The organism is Mucilaginibacter sp., from assembly GCF_036568825.1.
Lineage (GTDB): Bacteria > Bacteroidota > Bacteroidia > Sphingobacteriales > Sphingobacteriaceae > Mucilaginibacter.
The window spans coordinates 73,300-90,267 of record NZ_DATCRU010000012.1; the positions used below are offsets into that span (position 1 = coordinate 73,300).

16 protein-coding genes are annotated in these 16,968 nt (G+C 42.0%); 7 read left to right on the top strand and 9 right to left on the bottom strand.

Annotation, left to right across the window (positions count from 1 at the left end):
- Entirely contained in the window at positions 1 to 3,588 is a 3,588-nt protein-coding gene (locus VIM89_RS02985) for a beta-sandwich domain-containing protein (RefSeq protein ID WP_488154643.1), read from the bottom strand.
- Positions 3,589 to 3,851: 263 nt separating this feature from the next.
- On the opposite strand from VIM89_RS02985, the gene VIM89_RS02990 reads away from it, so the two are divergent.
- The 5 genes from VIM89_RS02990 (at position 3,852) to VIM89_RS03010 (ending at position 8,384) form a co-directional block, all read left to right on the top strand.
- Positions 3,852 to 5,858 carry a M1 family metallopeptidase gene (locus VIM89_RS02990; protein ID WP_488154644.1) on the top strand — a complete coding sequence of 669 codons (2,007 nt, stop codon included), beginning with the start codon at positions 3,852 to 3,854 and terminating at the stop codon, positions 5,856 to 5,858.
- A gap of 242 nt (positions 5,859 to 6,100) precedes the next feature.
- On the top strand, positions 6,101 to 6,787 hold the full coding sequence (locus tag VIM89_RS02995) for a peptidase associated/transthyretin-like domain-containing protein (RefSeq protein ID WP_488154645.1): 687 nt from the start codon (positions 6,101 to 6,103) through the stop codon (positions 6,785 to 6,787).
- Positions 6,788 to 6,876: 89 nt separating this feature from the next.
- Entirely contained in the window at positions 6,877 to 7,008 is a 132-nt protein-coding gene (locus tag VIM89_RS03000; protein ID WP_488154646.1) for a hypothetical protein, read from the top strand.
- 159 nt (positions 7,009 to 7,167) lie between these two features.
- A complete protein-coding gene (locus VIM89_RS03005) occupies positions 7,168 to 7,296 on the top strand; it encodes a hypothetical protein (RefSeq protein ID WP_488154647.1) in 129 nt (42 codons plus the stop codon).
- Positions 7,297 to 7,382: 86 nt separating this feature from the next.
- Complete coding sequence (locus VIM89_RS03010; RefSeq protein WP_488154648.1) at positions 7,383 to 8,384, top strand: hypothetical protein; 1,002 nt, start codon at positions 7,383 to 7,385, stop codon at positions 8,382 to 8,384.
- A 23-nt stretch (positions 8,385 to 8,407) separates the two neighbouring features.
- On the opposite strand, the gene VIM89_RS03015 is transcribed toward VIM89_RS03010, so the two are convergent.
- Positions 8,408 to 9,199, bottom strand: a complete 792-nt coding sequence (locus VIM89_RS03015) for a phosphatase PAP2 family protein (protein WP_488154649.1) — start codon at positions 9,197 to 9,199, stop codon at positions 8,408 to 8,410.
- 196 nt (positions 9,200 to 9,395) lie between these two features.
- Between VIM89_RS03015 and VIM89_RS03020 the strand changes: the two genes are divergently transcribed.
- Both VIM89_RS03020 and VIM89_RS03025 read left to right on the top strand, forming a co-directional pair.
- Positions 9,396 to 9,653, top strand: coding sequence for a hypothetical protein (locus tag VIM89_RS03020; protein ID WP_488154650.1), 258 nt, complete (start codon positions 9,396 to 9,398; stop codon positions 9,651 to 9,653).
- Positions 9,654 to 9,741: 88 nt separating this feature from the next.
- The gene (locus VIM89_RS03025) at positions 9,742 to 10,641 is read left to right on the top strand and encodes a flavin reductase family protein (RefSeq protein WP_488154651.1); all 900 of its coding nucleotides are present in this window, start codon (positions 9,742 to 9,744) and stop codon (positions 10,639 to 10,641) included.
- On the opposite strand, the gene VIM89_RS03030 is transcribed toward VIM89_RS03025, so the two are convergent.
- From VIM89_RS03030 to VIM89_RS03060, 7 genes are all read right to left on the bottom strand, one after another.
- Positions 10,638 to 11,264, bottom strand: a complete 627-nt coding sequence (locus VIM89_RS03030; protein ID WP_488154652.1) for a hypothetical protein — start codon at positions 11,262 to 11,264, stop codon at positions 10,638 to 10,640. The genes VIM89_RS03025 and VIM89_RS03030 overlap by 4 nt on opposite strands.
- Positions 11,265 to 11,297: 33 nt before the next feature.
- Positions 11,298 to 12,044: a LytR/AlgR family response regulator transcription factor gene (locus tag VIM89_RS03035; RefSeq protein WP_488154653.1), complete on the bottom strand. Its 747-nt coding sequence runs from the start codon at positions 12,042 to 12,044 to the stop codon at positions 11,298 to 11,300.
- Positions 12,041 to 13,075, bottom strand: coding sequence for a sensor histidine kinase (locus VIM89_RS03040; protein WP_488154654.1), 1,035 nt, complete (start codon positions 13,073 to 13,075; stop codon positions 12,041 to 12,043). The genes VIM89_RS03035 and VIM89_RS03040 overlap by 4 nt, the downstream gene beginning before the upstream one ends.
- 23 nt (positions 13,076 to 13,098) lie before the next feature.
- Entirely contained in the window at positions 13,099 to 13,434 is a 336-nt protein-coding gene (locus VIM89_RS03045; RefSeq protein ID WP_488154655.1) for a DUF4288 domain-containing protein, read from the bottom strand.
- A 17-nt stretch (positions 13,435 to 13,451) separates the two neighbouring features.
- Positions 13,452 to 14,270, bottom strand: a complete 819-nt coding sequence (locus tag VIM89_RS03050; RefSeq protein ID WP_488154656.1) for a LiaF transmembrane domain-containing protein — start codon at positions 14,268 to 14,270, stop codon at positions 13,452 to 13,454.
- A gap of 145 nt (positions 14,271 to 14,415) precedes the next feature.
- Positions 14,416 to 15,318, bottom strand: a complete 903-nt coding sequence (locus VIM89_RS03055; protein ID WP_488154657.1) for an SAM hydrolase/SAM-dependent halogenase family protein — start codon at positions 15,316 to 15,318, stop codon at positions 14,416 to 14,418.
- Between the two features lie 288 nt (positions 15,319 to 15,606).
- Positions 15,607 to 16,827 (bottom strand): IS4 family transposase, encoded by a 1,221-nt coding sequence (locus VIM89_RS03060; protein WP_488154658.1) that lies wholly within the window; start codon positions 16,825 to 16,827, stop codon positions 15,607 to 15,609.
- Positions 16,828 to 16,968 lie beyond the last annotated feature (141 nt).

Genomic DNA, 16,968 nt, shown 5'->3' on the forward strand with positions numbered 1-16,968 from the left:
TCAATCAACCTTATATCTATATATTTGCCGGCCGATATTTCCTTTTTCATCAATACCTTCAATTACTACCCGGTAGGTGCCTGTGCCGTCAGCATTATAAAAATCAAATGATGCATTGCCATCTTTATCGGTGGTCAATTCGGGTTTCCAGTAAATCGTGCTGCGGAGGTCTGGATGATTATTGGTTACAGTGCTTTCATATTTAGGTGAATAAAACTCCCTTACTTTTTCATAGCCCTGAACGGTTACAGGCAAAATGCCGGTAGCGGTTACATCCTTCCAGTCAGTACCGGCTCCCCGTTTGGTGGTGATAATTATCACTCCATTTGCTCCAGCCATCCCGTAGATAGCGCCCGAAAATTTTAATACTTCAACGGTCTCAACTTCACTCGCATTTACCGAATTAATATCAGCTCCTTCCATTCCATCCAGAACTACTAACATAGGCCTGCCAAATAGTCCTCCTTCCAAAGAAGGAACTATGTTTGGGAAAGCACCTAAAAACCTTACTCCTCTCAATCTGCCAACCAAACTTATACCTAATGGCCCCTGGATCATACCTATTTCCTTAGCATGCATTACCTGGTCGGCATGACCTGCTCCGGCAAGGCTTTGGGTTTCATATTGATCATCCACCCTCCTGTCTTTTATCTTTACTTCCTTAAGCATTTTGCCTCTTCCCAAACCCAACCTATTTAATTCTTCCTGTTGTTTTTCGCTGTTTGAAATATAGGAAACCGGAATTGTATCATTATTTAACATTGGATATGCAGGCATAGGGGCTTTTACGTCCGGGGTATAGCTGATCTTTGTTCTGTTTTTCCCTTTTGCATTTACGGCTTGCAGCACAAACCGGATACTATCCCGGAACGCAAGGGTGTCAAATACAAATGTACCCGAGTTATCGGCAAGAATGGTGGTAAGTGATTCCGGATCAAATGATAGCAGTGCAACTGGGGCCTTAGGGATGGGTTTTCCGGCAAGGCTTTTAATATTGCCGCTTATCTGTATCGACTTTTCAGGTTGCCATTTGGGCGCAGGATATCCATCGCTTAATAATTTTTTCCACTCAAAATGCCTGTACCCATGGGTCAGCATCACCAGGTCGAGCTCTTTCAGTTTTTCATCGGTAATATTGGTGAAGTAATAATTGGGTTGTTCTACAGTACCTTTCAAATCCGAAGTAAGCAAGAGGTTGCTCAGGATGGTGTTTTCAGTTGTCTCATCAACAGGTACAATATTTTCATTAATGACTGATACAGAGAAATGTCCCATTGACGCAGAATCACTTCTGGTTTTTGCATTTAATTTGAAATTAACTTTTTCACGCGCGTGGTAGCTGCCCTTGTCTGACGCAACGCCAAGATTAAGCCTATCATAATTTTGCACAAATATCAGCCGCTCGCATAAAGGCTCATTCGTTCCGGAAAACAGCGTTATTGTAGCAATGCCTGTATGTAAGTGCCGCTTCAATACGATAATATGCATGGCAGCACTATCCAATTTTATCGGAACGGTGATGGCGTCTCCACCCGAATAGATAAGCAGCGTATATCCCTTGCCTTTATTTTCTGCGAAATAAGCAGGATTGGTATTGATCCATATATCCGCTTTGGGAATAGAGTCATTATTAACGGACAGGGAAATACCTTTTGAAACAGCAGCAGGAAGGTCCAATATATCTTTACTGCCATCTGCAAAAGCAACATTCGCTTTATAGGTTTCTCCTGCGTGCGGTGTAAAACTGAAATAACCCATGCCCGCATGTGCGGCAGAAAAATGGTCAACAATTTTGCCAGAATTATCAGTAATAATGCCTTTTACACCCAGGCCCAGGCCGTTCATTCCAATAGATTTAAAAGCCACCTTTGCAGCCACCCCATTAACCAATTGGCCACCTTCCGGAAAGAATTGCAGATCAGGTTTTGCAGCTACCGCTTTTACGGTACTGTGCTCAGGAATTTTTTGTGTCTGCAGCGAACCGACTGGTATCAATTGTTCAAATATATTATCAGCGTTCAGCATCCAGCGCGTATAGGCCCTTACATGATAATTGCCCGCGGCCAGTGTGTCCTGCAAAACAAAATCTCCCCAGGCTACACCGTTCAGCAACTGAAGTTTTATGGCTCGTTCGATCTTGTTGTTCGGGTTGATCAGTTCAACGTGCAAGATACCACTCAGATCAGATAGCAGGTGCCTGTCCCCCAGGGTGACATAGGACTTGAAGTACATTGTATCGCCGGCAGTATAATATGGTTTGTCGAAATGCAGGTAAGCTTTTTCAACAGCATGGGCAGTTTGAAAGCTATCCAGTTTTGCCGATATCATATTGTTTTCGGTAATCGGCTCATAGCTTACTGTAGCAGGTTGATAATCCACCGGTAGTAAGTCTGCCAAACGCTTCTTGCTCCACACGCCATAATATAAAACGCCATAAGGGTCGGCAATTACACCATTGTCATCAAATAATACCTGCGGAGAATTAAACATTAACAAAGTATTATCAGAATTATTGGTACTATTCAGATAATTCAAATTATCGTTTGCCTGAAAATGATGTGTTTTATTGAAGCCAATATATAATCCATCATTGTCGCAGCTTAATGCATATTCGCCGGGTTTATTTGTAGCGACAATGATATCCCGTTTCTCTAATGGAAACGGCATTAGCTTTTGAACTGTTTTTTCAAGCTTCCATTTTTTTCGCCAGTAAGACAAGGAATCACGCTGGTGCTGACCTGGAGATTTAATAGCCTCGTAATAATGTATCCGGGAATCTATCACATTGTCATCAGGCCGTTCAGGGTTAGGAACAATTGCCAATTGTTGTACCTTGAAGCCTTCCTCATTCAGCTTATTGTTTAATGCCGCCCTTAAAAAATGCATAGGCGAATTCTGATAAGCTTCCAGGCGGTTTGCTCTCCAGCGTTTTTCCAGCGATTCAGAACCTCTTAAATCTTCAAATAGTACGGCGCCCATGTAGTGTACCCTTTTCTTATCGGCACCCAGCATTTGTAACGAAAAATCCTTAAGCAGATATTTGATCCGGTAACCAAGAACATCATTTTCAATCTCTATAAAATCATAGGATGAAGCGGATAATGTCTTTTTACCTTCATCATATTGCAGATCTATTACTTCCGGGTTCAATATTTTGCATTTTCCTGAGGCAAAGGCCGGACCCAAAAATTCACCGGAAAACCATTCCAGGTTTCTTTTTCTGTCAGGATCTGTTTTAGCTTTAATCACAACTTCCTGCAGGCCTATCATTTTTGCTTTTAATGTTATGTCGGGCAGTTTTAAGTTGGCATTTGTAATGTCGATCCGTATACTGTAGGTTTCGAAGGCGATATCAGACACAATAAGATCATATCTGCCCGGGCGAACATTAGTTAGGGTAAACGTACCATCAGTAGTGGTTTTTGTGCCTGTAGTTGCATTATTTAAAAAAACATTGGCATTGGCAACAGGCTTAGCGTCGTCATTGTTCACTACTTTGCCAGATATCGTATATTGTGCCAGGCAAACAGCAGGGGCACATAGGTAAAATAGAAATACAATCACGGGAATGATCAGTACTCTTCTCATTATCAGGTTTAAATAAAACTAATATAGGAATATTATGGTTTAATTCGGAATAAAGTGATAAGGTTTAGGGGCCTTTATCACTGCCAATTTAGTTATAAGCTTTCGATAACCTGATATGTCTGGCAACGGTATTTTGAAAAACTGACTAGTTCGTTAGTTTTTGGGGAATTATTTGCAAATTATTATTATGTAACAATTAATTTACCACTTCGTGTAATTGCTTAATTTATACTATTTTGCACCCCAATAATTAACTAACTGAGATGAAATTTAAATTGATAGCCAATCTCACATTGGCTTTATTAACTATTGCAGGTGCAGTGAGTGCACAGCAAGACAACCCACCTCCCGTTGCTCCAAACACCAAGTATGATTATCATGAAACCTTCGGGCCGCCATTTTTTACAAAAAATGGAAACGAGTTTCGTGCAGCTGACGGCGCACCAGGGCCAAAATACTGGCAAAACCGTGCTGATTACCAATTGTCAGCCAGACTGAATGATCAGACTAACGAAATCACCGGATCAGAGGTATTGACTTACACCAACAACAGCCCTCAAAAGCTTGGCTTTTTGTGGATGAATCTTGAACAGAACTTGTTTAAACAAGATTCAAGAGGTACCGCCATCGTTCCTTTGGTTGGTAATCCGCCTGTGCCGAAAAGCCGTAACTGGGGCCGCGGCCAGGTGTTTGATGCGGGCTTTAAGATCAAATCGGTTAAACTGGTTGGTGAAAAAGGCGCTGAAACTGATGCCAAGTTTTTGGTAAATGATACCCGTATGCAATTGTTCCTGCCTAAAGACTTAAATCCAAATGGCGGACAAGTTAAGTTAAAGATTGAATATTCATTTATTTCGCCTGATTATGGCTCAGACCGTATGGGTATCCAGGAAACCAAAAATGGTAAAATATTCCAGGTAGCACAATGGTACCCGCGCATGTGCGTGTATGATGATGTAGAAGGCTGGAACACTATTCCATACACCGGTCCGGGTGAGTTTTACCTGGAATACGGTGATTTCGACCTGACCATTACTGCGCCTGCAAACCATATCGTGGTAGCATCCGGTGAGTTAATGAACCCGCAGGAAGTTTATACACCCGAGCAATTAAAACGCTGGGCAGAGGCTGCAAAGAGCGAAAAAACTGTTGTTATCCGCTCAGCAAGTGAAGTTACTGAGGCTTCGTCGCGCCCGGCAGGCAAAAAAGAATTAACCTGGCACTTTAAGATAAAGAATGCCCGCGACGCGTCATGGGCTTCATCAGCTGCGTTTATTATTGATGCTGCTAAAATGGACTTGCCAAGCGGCAAAAAGTCTATTGCTATCTCCGCTTATCCTGTTGAAAGCGATGGCATGGATGCATGGGGCCGTTCAACCGAATATGTAAAGAAATCTATCGAATACAATTCAAAAAAATGGTTTGAATTTCCTTACCCTGCTGCTACCGCCGTTGCTGGTATAGTAGGCGGTATGGAATATCCCGGAATTGTTTTCTGCGGATATAAAGCTAAAAAAGGGGGCCTTTGGGGTGTGAATGACCACGAGTTTGGCCACACCTGGTTCCCGATGATCGTTGGTTCTAACGAACGTCTATACGGCTGGATGGACGAAGGTTTCAATACCTTTATCAATACACTTTCTACTGCTGATTTTAACAATGGTGAATACGCCCGCAAACCGGCGGATGTTGAAAAAGCAGGCGCTGCAGTAACTAATCCGGCATTAGAACCAGTTTTAAGCCAGCCTGCAAACCTGAAGGAAAGAAACACCGGTATACTGCTTTACTTTAAGCCTGGTATGGGATTAACTATGTTGCGCGAGCAGATATTGGGCCCTGAGCGTTTCGATTTTGCATTCAGAACTTACATAGATCGCTGGGCATTTAAGCACCCTACACCGGATGATTTCTTCCGCACTATGGAAAATGCATCAGGCGAGAGTCTGCAATGGTTCTGGAGAGGCTGGTTCCTGAACAACTGGCGTTTGGATGTTGCTGTACGCGACGTAAAGTATTTCGACAATGATCCGTCTAAAGGTGCTTTGATCACTATTGATAACCTGGAGAAAATGGCAATGCCTGTAACCCTGGAAATCAAAACAGTGAGTGGTAAAACTGACCGTGTGAAACTGCCGGTTGAAATCTGGGAGCGCAACAGCACCTGGACATTCAAATATCCGTCGACAGAAGAGATCCAGTCAGTTACTTATGATCCTGACAAAGTAATGCCGGATTATAACCCTGATAATAATGTTTGGACGAAGAAATAGTTGTATTGATTGAAATTGTTGTACCGGTTGTATTAGTTGAAGTGGTTTATCAGAAATATCCTAAGTAAACCAATCCAACTAATACAACCACTTCAACCAATCACCCCAAAACATAAAAACCCGGCAAAAAAGCCGGGTTTTTATGTTTTGTCTCAGCAAAGTGTTAAATTAAATGTTAAATCCCAAACTATTAGTTTAAATGATGGGTTTTTAGGTTATACTTACGCTATAATTGATCTGCCATGAAACGAATATTCTACCTTCTCACTATTGCATTATTTATCTCAAACGCATTACACGCCCAGATCTATGTCAGGGGAAATGTGGTTGATGCCAGTAATGGCGCCAAACTATCTGATGTTTTTGTGCGTGACATCACCAATAAACAGATCACACTGACAGATAAATCGGGCAAGTTCGAGATCAAATCAGAAACCGGACATATCTTAATCTTTTCAGCGCCAACTTATGTTCCCGATACTATGTATGTAGTTGATCTGACGCAAAAGCACGTAGAATTGAAAACACAAAGCATTTCGTTAAAAGAAGTAAATATTACTGCTCAGCGACTCGCATTTGATCCGCATAAAGAATATCCCGACGTGTATGAAAAGAGTAAGGTATACCCTTTATCCCCATCGAGCTGGTTTGGTAAGGAGGCGCGTGATGCCCGGCGGTTGAAACGTTATTTTGCCCGTGAAGAGCAGGAACGGAAGGTCGACCAGGTATTTAACCGCGTGTATGTGGGCAGCATCGTGCCGCTTAAAGGACAGGAACTGGAAGATTTTATGCAGCTGTATCGTCCAAGTTATTCGTTTATCACCAGCAACAATAGCGAGTCATTAGCTGTTTATATTAACGACTCGTACAAGAAATGGCAGGCCCTGCCACCTGAGAAACGGCATTTGCAGAAGTTGAATGGGGAATAAGTGTGCGGATGTGCAGATTTGTAAATATGCAGATGTGCAAATGAAGAAGGATTTAAGGATGCAGAGATGATAACAATGAACTAAGCATTATGAAAAAGAAAATAATAAGTCTTATGGTGATTTTGATCATGATAGGACTGGCATGCAGCAGTTGTTCCAGAAAATGCTATTGCGATCCAACACCTGCAAAACCAACTCCAAAAGTGATCATACCATCGTAGAATTTTAGATTTACGAATTACGAATTCGGATTTAATCTTTATTCATCTTTCTGATTTCAGACTTCTGACATCCGGCTTTTGGCTTCATTTCTTTTGAAAATCAATAAATTAAAACAATAAGCGGGCAGGCAACATTATATTTTAAAACATCCTACTGCTATGAAAAAGAAAATAATGAGCATTGTATTGCTGGCTACGATAGTCGGCACAATATGCACCAGTTGTGCGCCTCCACACGATGTGAGTAAACCACCACCACCGCCTGCACCTGCAGAACCGCCAAGATAAGAGGAAAGAGCCTTTAGCTTGAATTATCAGGTTAAAGGCTTTTTTTATTGGCACCGGTTATAAATAAATTTTATTATTTTTAATTGATGAAATACCTGATCCTTGTTGCCGCTTTTATTCTGTTTGGCCTACCTGTTTATGCCCAGTCAAAAACAGACATAAAAATTGAATATTCATTACCACCAGGTTTTGATAACACGATCAGTGCTAAAGATTATAAAACAATAGTTGATTTATCAGTTTCGATTTTAAGCAAGCACTACAAGGTCGATCATGTAGAGCAAGGCACGGTCTCAGTAAGTAATAATAAAGATACTGCTGCTGTGAACCTGGATAACCTGGTAAAAAAATGTATTGATGAGAAAGATCATTCAAAATGGCAGGGTATAATTAATAATCATTTTGCCAGTTTATTTAACTCCATCGAGGCGGAAAAAGGTATCGATCCTACTGATTTTAATAAAATAAAAAATTACTTAAGTGTTCGCATCTATCCGGATGAGACGATAGCTCAACGAGGTGGACGGGATAACTTTGTAAGCAAAACTGATCTGGAGGGCACAACTACTTTATTAATGCTCGATCTTCCCCAGGCGTTTACTCCTCTTCAAAAAAAATATTTTGACTTATGGCATAAAAGTGCCGATGAAGTATTTAAAGCAGCTATTTCAAATGTTGGTAAACAAAAAATGGAAAGGCTCACAAAATCATTTGATATATCGGGGACGCAGGTTGAATTCAGTTTTTTGGAGAACGAGGATTATGGGGCAAGTTATGCCTTGGATTTGTCTGGAAACGCTCCTGAAATGGTTGGCGAATGGGGATCGGTTGTAGCCTTTCCGAATAAGGGATTGGTAGCAATTTGTAAGATAAGCCACGAAAAACCGGTAGAATTTGTGAAGTTTATACAAAAGATAAAGCCTTTGATAGAGCAATCCTATAGTCAAGGCCAGAGCCCAATATCAAAAGAGTTCTTCTGGTATTACCAGGGTAAGTTTACGCATATTGTGGTCAACACAGATGCTACCGGAAATATAAATGTTATGGCTCCTTTAGGATTGTCAACCCTAATGGTTCAAAAAAAATGAAAATCCCAACCTATTTCAATGATCTACAGCTGCATCGCAAATGACAAACCCGGTGTGCCATTATAATATCCCGGCATGATCATCGAACTTCTGCCATGTTTTCCTTTATGGGTTAATGCGTTTCGAATATAAGGGTAGATCCAATAAGCTGCTTTGGTAGAAAAAATACCAAAACCCGCCCCGGCAACACAATCGCTAAACCAGTGGTCGCGGCCATACACCCGGAGTATCCCGGTAGCAGCCGCAAAAGTATAACCCACTACTCCATACCAGATCGACTTTCCGGAATATTCCTGGGCCAGGAATTCAGCTGTAAGGAAAGCAGCACCTGTGTGCCCTGAAGGGAAAGAAAGCGGATCGTTACCGTAAGGGCGTTTTCTGTGCATGACAAATTTAAGCCCATCGGCACCAGTTAATATACCCGCGGATAAAACAAGGATGGCAGTACGGTCGACAAACCTGTTTTTGCCTTCTACTCCGGCCAGGTTCAAACCATAAACCATTACTGCGGGCGCTATCTGAAGATAGTCGGCAATTTTTGAATTGTAATACGGATCACTACGTGCAACGCGCATCTTGAAATAATAGTCGACATTGCGGACAGGCTTGATGACGAATGACGAAAAGCCATAACCAACTAAAGCAACAGGCGGAATCCAAGTCCAACCTTTGCTGTGCAAGTGCTTAACAGTATCCGGCACAGAAGTAACATCATTTTTTATCGTATCGGCTTTAGATCGTTTGGTAGTGTCGGTAGTTTGTGCACTTGCTTTAAGTGTAATTAAACACAATAAAGTAAATACAATATTTTTCATAGGTAGATTTTAATATAATTAACATCCAGTCAGATAAGTTTGTTTACACAGGCTGAATATAGACTTATACGGTTATTCGTATTTCGATACACTAAATGGTTTTATTTAATCTGTAAAATTATCTGATAATTAGATATTTATAAATTGAAACTTTTTTTATTTCAATACACGTATACATCAACATAACGACAATGCGATGGCTACTGTAATAGAAAAACCTAAAGAAAGTATAGCCGGCAATACCCTAACCGGTAAAAAAGCAGCTCCAAAAACCAGTAAAAAAGAGAGCTACGTTATTTATTCCATTTATTATAATGATCAGCCTGAAGGCGGCTATGTGATCTACTCAGATGATCACCAGGCCGGTTGGGAATTCTTTGGTTATTTACCCGAAAAACAACCAACGTTGATTACCGAACCTGCACATCGAAGGAAAGATATTCAGTTATTGTAGTGTTAGTTGATTGAGTTAAGTAGTTGATTAGGTTGAGTAGTTGCTTAACTTTACAACCTTACAACATTCCAACTTTTCAACTAAAAAAATGTTGACACTCGATATCAAAGATCTCACCATATCCGATCTGCATAACTATCTCCAATACGCCATCGCTCCGCGACCTATTTGTTTTGCATCGACAGTTGATGGTGAGGGGAACGTGAACCTGAGCCCGTTCAGCTTTTTTAATCTGTTTGGTACCAATCCGCCTACCTGTGTGTTTTCACCATCGCGCAGGGTGAGGGATAATACCACTAAGCATACGCTGCAGAATCTGCTAGAAGTGCCGGAATGCGTGATTAATATTGTAACCTATGATATGGTGCAACAAACTTCGCTAACCAGTGTGGAGTACCCGAAAGGAGTAAATGAGTTTATCAAGGCAGGATTTACACCTGCACCATCACTAACAGTAAAACCACCACGTGTAGCTGAGTCGCCGGTGCAATTGGAATGTGTTGTAAAAGAGGTAAAGGCTTTAGGCGACGGACCCGGTGCAGGAAACCTGGTGATAGCTGAAATAAAAATGATCCACATTGATGAAAAAATATTGGATGATAAGGGCAAGATCGATCAGGAAAAATTGGAACTCGTAGCACGCCTGGGCGGCGACTGGTATTGCCGGGTTAATAAAGACAACCTGTTTAAAGTAGCCAAGCCGGTGCGAACTATAGGTATTGGTGTGGATAGTATCCCGTATAGTATCCGCAATTCAAAAGTGTTGACAGGGAATAACCTCGGTCAACTGGGTAATGTAGAAGTATTGCCAACTGATGAAGAAACGGAGGCTTACAGCCAATCACCCGAAATAAAAGAAATACTGGATGCTACTATAGGCGATAGCCAGACACGTGAACTTCAATTGCACCTAAAAGCCAAACAATTGCTTGATGAAGGCAGGGTAGAAGAGGCATGGAAAGTGTGTTGCTGGCTGGTTAAATCCTAAGAATCAATGTCTAAACTCAAGAGAATATCTCCATTAGGCGATTTATAAACGAGGATATGGTCTAAAGCTAAATCTGCCAGGTCATGACCCCAAATGCCGTATTTCCCATTGGTTTGATTTCGATTATAAAGAGTTTTTCTTTCCTTAACCGGAACAGTTTTAATAGTAGCAGTGCTTTCTTCCTCCTGGTAAAGCTGATGATACTTTTCACTTATCTGTTTAACAAGTTGTTCTCTCGTAAATCCATTGTTTGATGTTAGTTCGAACTTGGCTTCTTTTGTTAAAGGATAGTCAATGATAAGTATTACTTTGTTATCGCTTATTACCATCTCATCTTTATCCATTAATTTTTTCAGCTCTTTATCCGGATATTCTAATTCAACCCAAGGGATCAAACCGTCTTCAAAGTCTTTTAAATTATCTGTTTTAACCTTGAAATCTATTCTCGTTATAAAAAGACCAAGACTATCAGTTTGCTTTTCAGAAGCTTGTTTCTCGCGTTCAGTTAAGAACTTGTCATATTTGTTGGAGGCGGTATCGCTCTGTAAATGCGATTGCGCAGGTGTTCTATTACAGGCAAAAACAGTAACAACAAGTAGGGGGAGGAAAATTTTAGATAACATGATAAGTTTAGTTTTTTTTGAAATGAGTGCTGATTAAATCCCCAACACCTGCTTCAACTTCGCATAACCCGTTTTACTCACAGGTATTTTAGCACCTGATTTGAGTATGGCGATGTGAGCATCCTTTTCGTATGGATCTATACGGGTGATATCTTGAATTTTGATAATGTAGGAACGGTGCACACGAACAAATTGATCGGCATCTAAAGTCTGCTCGAAGAAGCTCATGGTTTTATTTTTCAGGAACGAACCTTCTTTGGTGTGAACGCTTACGTAATCGTCATCGGCTTCCAGGTATTCTACGTCGGCAACCGGGATGATCTTTACTTTAGTGCCGGTTTTTACTACAATTCGTTCATGCTGGGCGGGAGATTGTGCGGCGGTTTCGAGTAAGCTTTCGGTGTGTTTGGCTGGCTGATCTACCGGTTTCTGAGCAAGGAACTTTTCAACTGCCTTAATAAAGCGTTCCTTGCTAAAAGGCTTAAGCAAGTAATCCACTGCATGAGCCTCAAAAGCTTTTATGGCATACTCATCAAATGCAGTGGTAAATATTACGGCAGGCGGATTCTCAACCAGCTCAAGCATCTCAAAGCCGTTTATTTTTGGCATCTGCACGTCGAGGAATATCAGGTCGGGCTGGTGTTGTTGGATCGCTTTCAGGCCTTCAAAACCGTCGTTACATTCGCCTAATACTTCAATGCTATCTTTAAATTCCTGCAAATATTCGAGTACAACCATCCGTGCCAAAGGTTCATCATCAATTAGTAATACTCGCTTCATACTTGTGGGATTTTAATAATTGTTGTAAAGATATTATCATTTGCGTGAGTTTCAACAAGGTCAGTGCGCGCATACAGCAAATCGAGCCTTCTTTGCACCCCGCTCAGACCAAACCCTGTGCCTTTTCTTGGGCGTGCGGTATTCGGGTCGTATGGGTTTTGGATCATGATGATCAGGTAGTTATCATCCCATTCGGCACGGATGCTTACCGTTACGGCTTCGGTTGTGTCGTACAAACCAAATTTTATTGCATTTTCTACGATCGGCTGCAATATCATCGGTGGTAATTTACATTCCTGACACTTGTTATCGCAGCTGATCTCAGTCATCAACCTATGGCCAAATCTAACTTTTTCAATATCGAGGTATAGTTGCAGATGCGCCAACTCTTCGGTCAAAGTCACATTCTGCTGATCGTCCTTCTTTAATGTTCCACGCAAAAAATCTGAAAGTTGGTGAATCATCTTCCTTGCCTGATCAGGCTTAAAACCGATCAGTGCATTGATGGAGTTCAAACTATTAAACAAAAAGTGCGGCTGTAATTGCTGGCGAAGGTTGTACAGCTCCGCATCACGGGCAAGCTTTTCGGCTTCAGCTTTTCTTTTCTCGTTCTCTTTCTGATCGAGCTGGGAATAATAGATCATACTGATCATCGCCATCCAGCCTATTGCCAAAAAATCGGTAAACAGACGTATAGTAAGCGACTGGATAACAAAGTTGGCATAAACGGTGTTGCCGGTGATATAAGGCAATATCCAGCGACTGCCAAACGCACAGGCTGCAGCAAGAGCAGCACACCATATCAGAATATTAACATAGCTGCCTTTGCCCGGCTGAAAATAGCGCAGGTTATTGTTGATTAGCCAGCAGGCAGCACCCAGCAATACTGAGCTGATAACACCATCCAGCAAGGCAATGAACCAGGAAAAGCCAAAACCATGCACCAAATAGGTTAGCAGTGCGGCCCATACCAGGCCACCCACTAAAAACGCGGTGCGAATTTTGGAAAATGAAAGCTGTGAACTTGCCAAAACGGGTTATTAAGGTTTATTATTTAGTTTCTTACGCCTAATAAGGCTGATTTATGATGAGCCCACGCCATGTATAATTCGGCATCGGGCGCTTCGTGTATTTGGTAGTACAATTCGGTACCATCGGTCAGATCATTAAGGGGATGAATCTCGGCTACGTCAATAAACTCCCATTTCACAGGCTGACGCTGATCGTTCAGAAAGCTGTCCTGATTGTTCAGACCCATTATTGTCGCTTTTTCAAAGGCGTGGTGTTCGTCGTTTGCACTGATCAATCGCAATTGCTCATCAAACTGCGCGTGGTGATTGCCATCGCCGCTGATGATCCTGAACACAATTTTAGCTACAAACCAATTCATATTCAGCACATTTATAATTAATAACTACGGATGTCTATTCCTGCAAAGATGGATACACCTTTGAGTACCAGGATCTTCTCGCTACCTGAAGCTGCGGTCGACCGTATCCTCTTGTCGTCTACGCTTGCAAATACAGCAGCAATGTCAGATACCACCTGCCAGTTGGACGGCACGACGATTTTGGTTCCCCCGAATATCTGGGTGATGTCGAGAACAACCCTGCCATTGATATCGGCCTGTGTCAGGTCGAGTTCAGCGCCACCGAAGATATTAACGATCTCGCCGCCTTTAAAGTCTTTCGCCAGGATGGTCTTTTTTACACCGCCGAATACCGATACAGCATCAAGGTAATCGTCACCGTAAGAATTTTTGTATTTGCCTGAGAAATCCCATTTGTTAGCCTGACCGGCATCGTCGTTAGGTGCATTTGGATCAGTAGTAGGAGGTGTTTGCTGGCTTTGTTGCCATTTGTCCCAATCGGCTTTGTGTTTATCCCATTTATTACCTCTTCTTAATATCATCCATAATCCGAATATGATGATACACAGCGGCCAGGTGATCTTTCCGACATCGTAATGAGGGAACATGTCATTTGATAGCCAGATTACACCGATCAGCATAATTATCAGCCATCCGGAGTTTCTAAACTGGTGTTTAGCTCCGCTGTAAAGGCCTATTACAATAAGTGCCATCGGTAAGCTTATCAGCCAGCTCGGGAAAAAGAAAAGATCCAATTGGTGAACCAGCAATGCCAAACCTACCACCAGCAAAATGATGCCGGCGAGTGCCTTGTTATTGCGGGGCTTATTATTTTCAAAATTTATATCGTTATCCATGCTATTCGTCGCAAATTAAAATCATATCCAAAACTAAGGTAATACTTGTGGCGAACCTATCAAATATTGGTGATATTAGCTAACATATCGGTGAGGGGACTTAAAATGTCGGTGAAAAAGTCAATGATCTAACTGTTTAATACTTTCATTTGCTTTTCCTGGCAACGCTTACACTCCATCCACTGCCACTGCCAATATGATATTTTTCAGCAAAATTGCCCTGGTTTAATGCCAGCGAATATTGCAGCAGGCTATTCAGGTAGACCAATGGCTTGCCTTTTGCAACAGTGCCAAATGTCTGGCAGTAAGGCGCATCGACCGTATAAACCGGCTTGCCATTGTGGGAGATTACAGAATGAAACGTTTCGCCAAATTTAGGGCGAAGCAGGTTGAATAAAGAATCAGGAATATTCGTCCATACATTGCCGTATTGAATGTCTAGTATGGCAATATTCCCTTTTAGCGTCTTCCCGTTCAATACTGGCTTTTGATAAGGAATAGTTACAACTTTTTTTGGTAATACCAGTCCAACCTGCTCAAATGTAATCGTGCCGGAGGCCAGCCTTGCACCGGTATAAGCATAAACATCGCGGCCATGAAAAGTGTATGATTTCTGAGAATCTTTACGTCGGTTTACTGCCTCGTCAATTTCTCTTATTTCATCAATTCCCAGTGATTCGGCGACTAAAGTCAGCGTACCATTATCAGGAGTGACGATAAAATGCCCTGATTTTGTTTTAAGCACAACAGATTTCCTCGTTGTGCCCACTCCCGGATCAACCACCGATACAAACACCGTCCCAGCAGGCCAGTAACGTACGGTTTGTTCGAGGCGGTAAGCCGCTTCCCAAATGTTATAGGCTGGAATCTCGTGCGTTAGGTCGAATAACTTCAGATCGGGAGATACGCCCATGGCGACGCCCTTCATAGCGGATACGGCACCATCCTTCAACCCAAAATCGGATTGAAAGACAACTATTTTATTTTGAGCGATAGAAAGTTTACTGAATGATGCGAGTATGAAAGCAATAAGCAGTATTTTTTTCATGGGCGTAAGCTGATGCATCCAAGTTAATGCATTTGCGGGTAAAATGAAAGGTCGCTCGCAGAGTCGACTCACCCCGAATGCGCTATGCTGTTCGACCCTCTCTACCGCAGGCGGTAAAGAGGGAAAAGAAGAAAAAATTAAAAATCCCCTCTTTACGCGCAGCGTAGAGAGGGTGGTCGAGCGAAGCAATGACCGGGTGAGTCAATATACGCCACGCTTGACCAACATGCTAAAAATGAAAAGGGGACTTACGGGCAGTGATGGTCGGAAGAATATTCCGGCCATTTATTATGTTTTAAAGAGCAAGCCTGGATCGCCGCCACATTGTACAACGATAAGGGCTATTGCCAAATCTCTTACTTCCATTGCAAAGCGCCTTTTGGCGGTTTTATATCCCAGGTTATTTCCCTTCTTATATATCAATACCAGAATGCCGGTTATCAATGTCATATACAACATGACCTGTAAGCCGTTTTTATTAAGTGAAACCAGGTGACTTACGTTGAGTTCCTGTTTGAGGAACCGGAAGAAGACCTCGATGTCCCAACGCCGCCGATATGCCTGGGCGATCTCTTTGGCGGATAGGTTGAAGTCGTTGGTTAACAGCCAGTATTCTTTGCTTTCTTCCGATTTGCTTTTTACAATCACTAAACGAAAAGGACAATCTACCAACTGCTCCCTATAGTGTTTGTTCCCACGCTTGTTAGCTATGGGCATGCCGGTATAAAGCCGGACTGTGCAATCCCGAAGCAGGATGGATTCGCCCATATCCATGTCCTGGCCTTCAGCAAGAAGTGATTCCAGCAGTTCAAACTTTCTGTTTTCCTTTGACCTGCAGATGAAGGTCACCTGCTCCGCACTAAAAGCCTTCATTGTCCTGGTTGATTGTAATCCCCTGTCTAATACATAAATATTATGATGGCCGGGTTCTTTCTTTACATGTTCCATTACGGCTTCCGGCAATGCGATATCTTCGCTGCTATAGCTTGGATCGGTGAACACACCGACGTGGCCGGGTAGTACGCCGTCAAAGGCAATGCTATACTTGACAGCTTTCTTGCCACTTTGGTTATCTATGCCTTCGGCGAGTTTACCGGCAGCTTCACTAACCATTGTACTGTCCACCCGGATCAGGTTATATTGTTTTCTTTCCGTTAAGGTATATAAGCCGGCAAACTGCTCATAGATGCATTCGTAAATCTGCCTGAAATAGCCAGGATCAACTTTGGACAATCTTTCCGAAATAGAACTCCGCCGTACTTTTTCATCCTCATCAAGATTGAAAAGTATCTTGAATACGGAATCATTGAACGTATCTTCAAGGGTTCGCTGGCTAAGCCGTTCATTGTCTAAAATGCCATAGAGCAGCAAATAAAACAACTTATTGCCATGCAAAACCTTTGCGTAATGATCGATCTTGGTCGTCTGTGACAAATTTGCTATCAGTGCCTCGGGAATGAAGCCTAAGAGCTGTTTTGCAGTGATGCTATGATCTTTAAATATTGCCATATCTCATTGATTTACAGCATTTAATATACTTAAAATCCATGAGAAAAACAAGTTAAATATTTGATAATCAGATATTTATATCAACATATTAACACCCATAAAATGAAAAAGTCGGAAGATTTATTCTTCCGACCATCACTG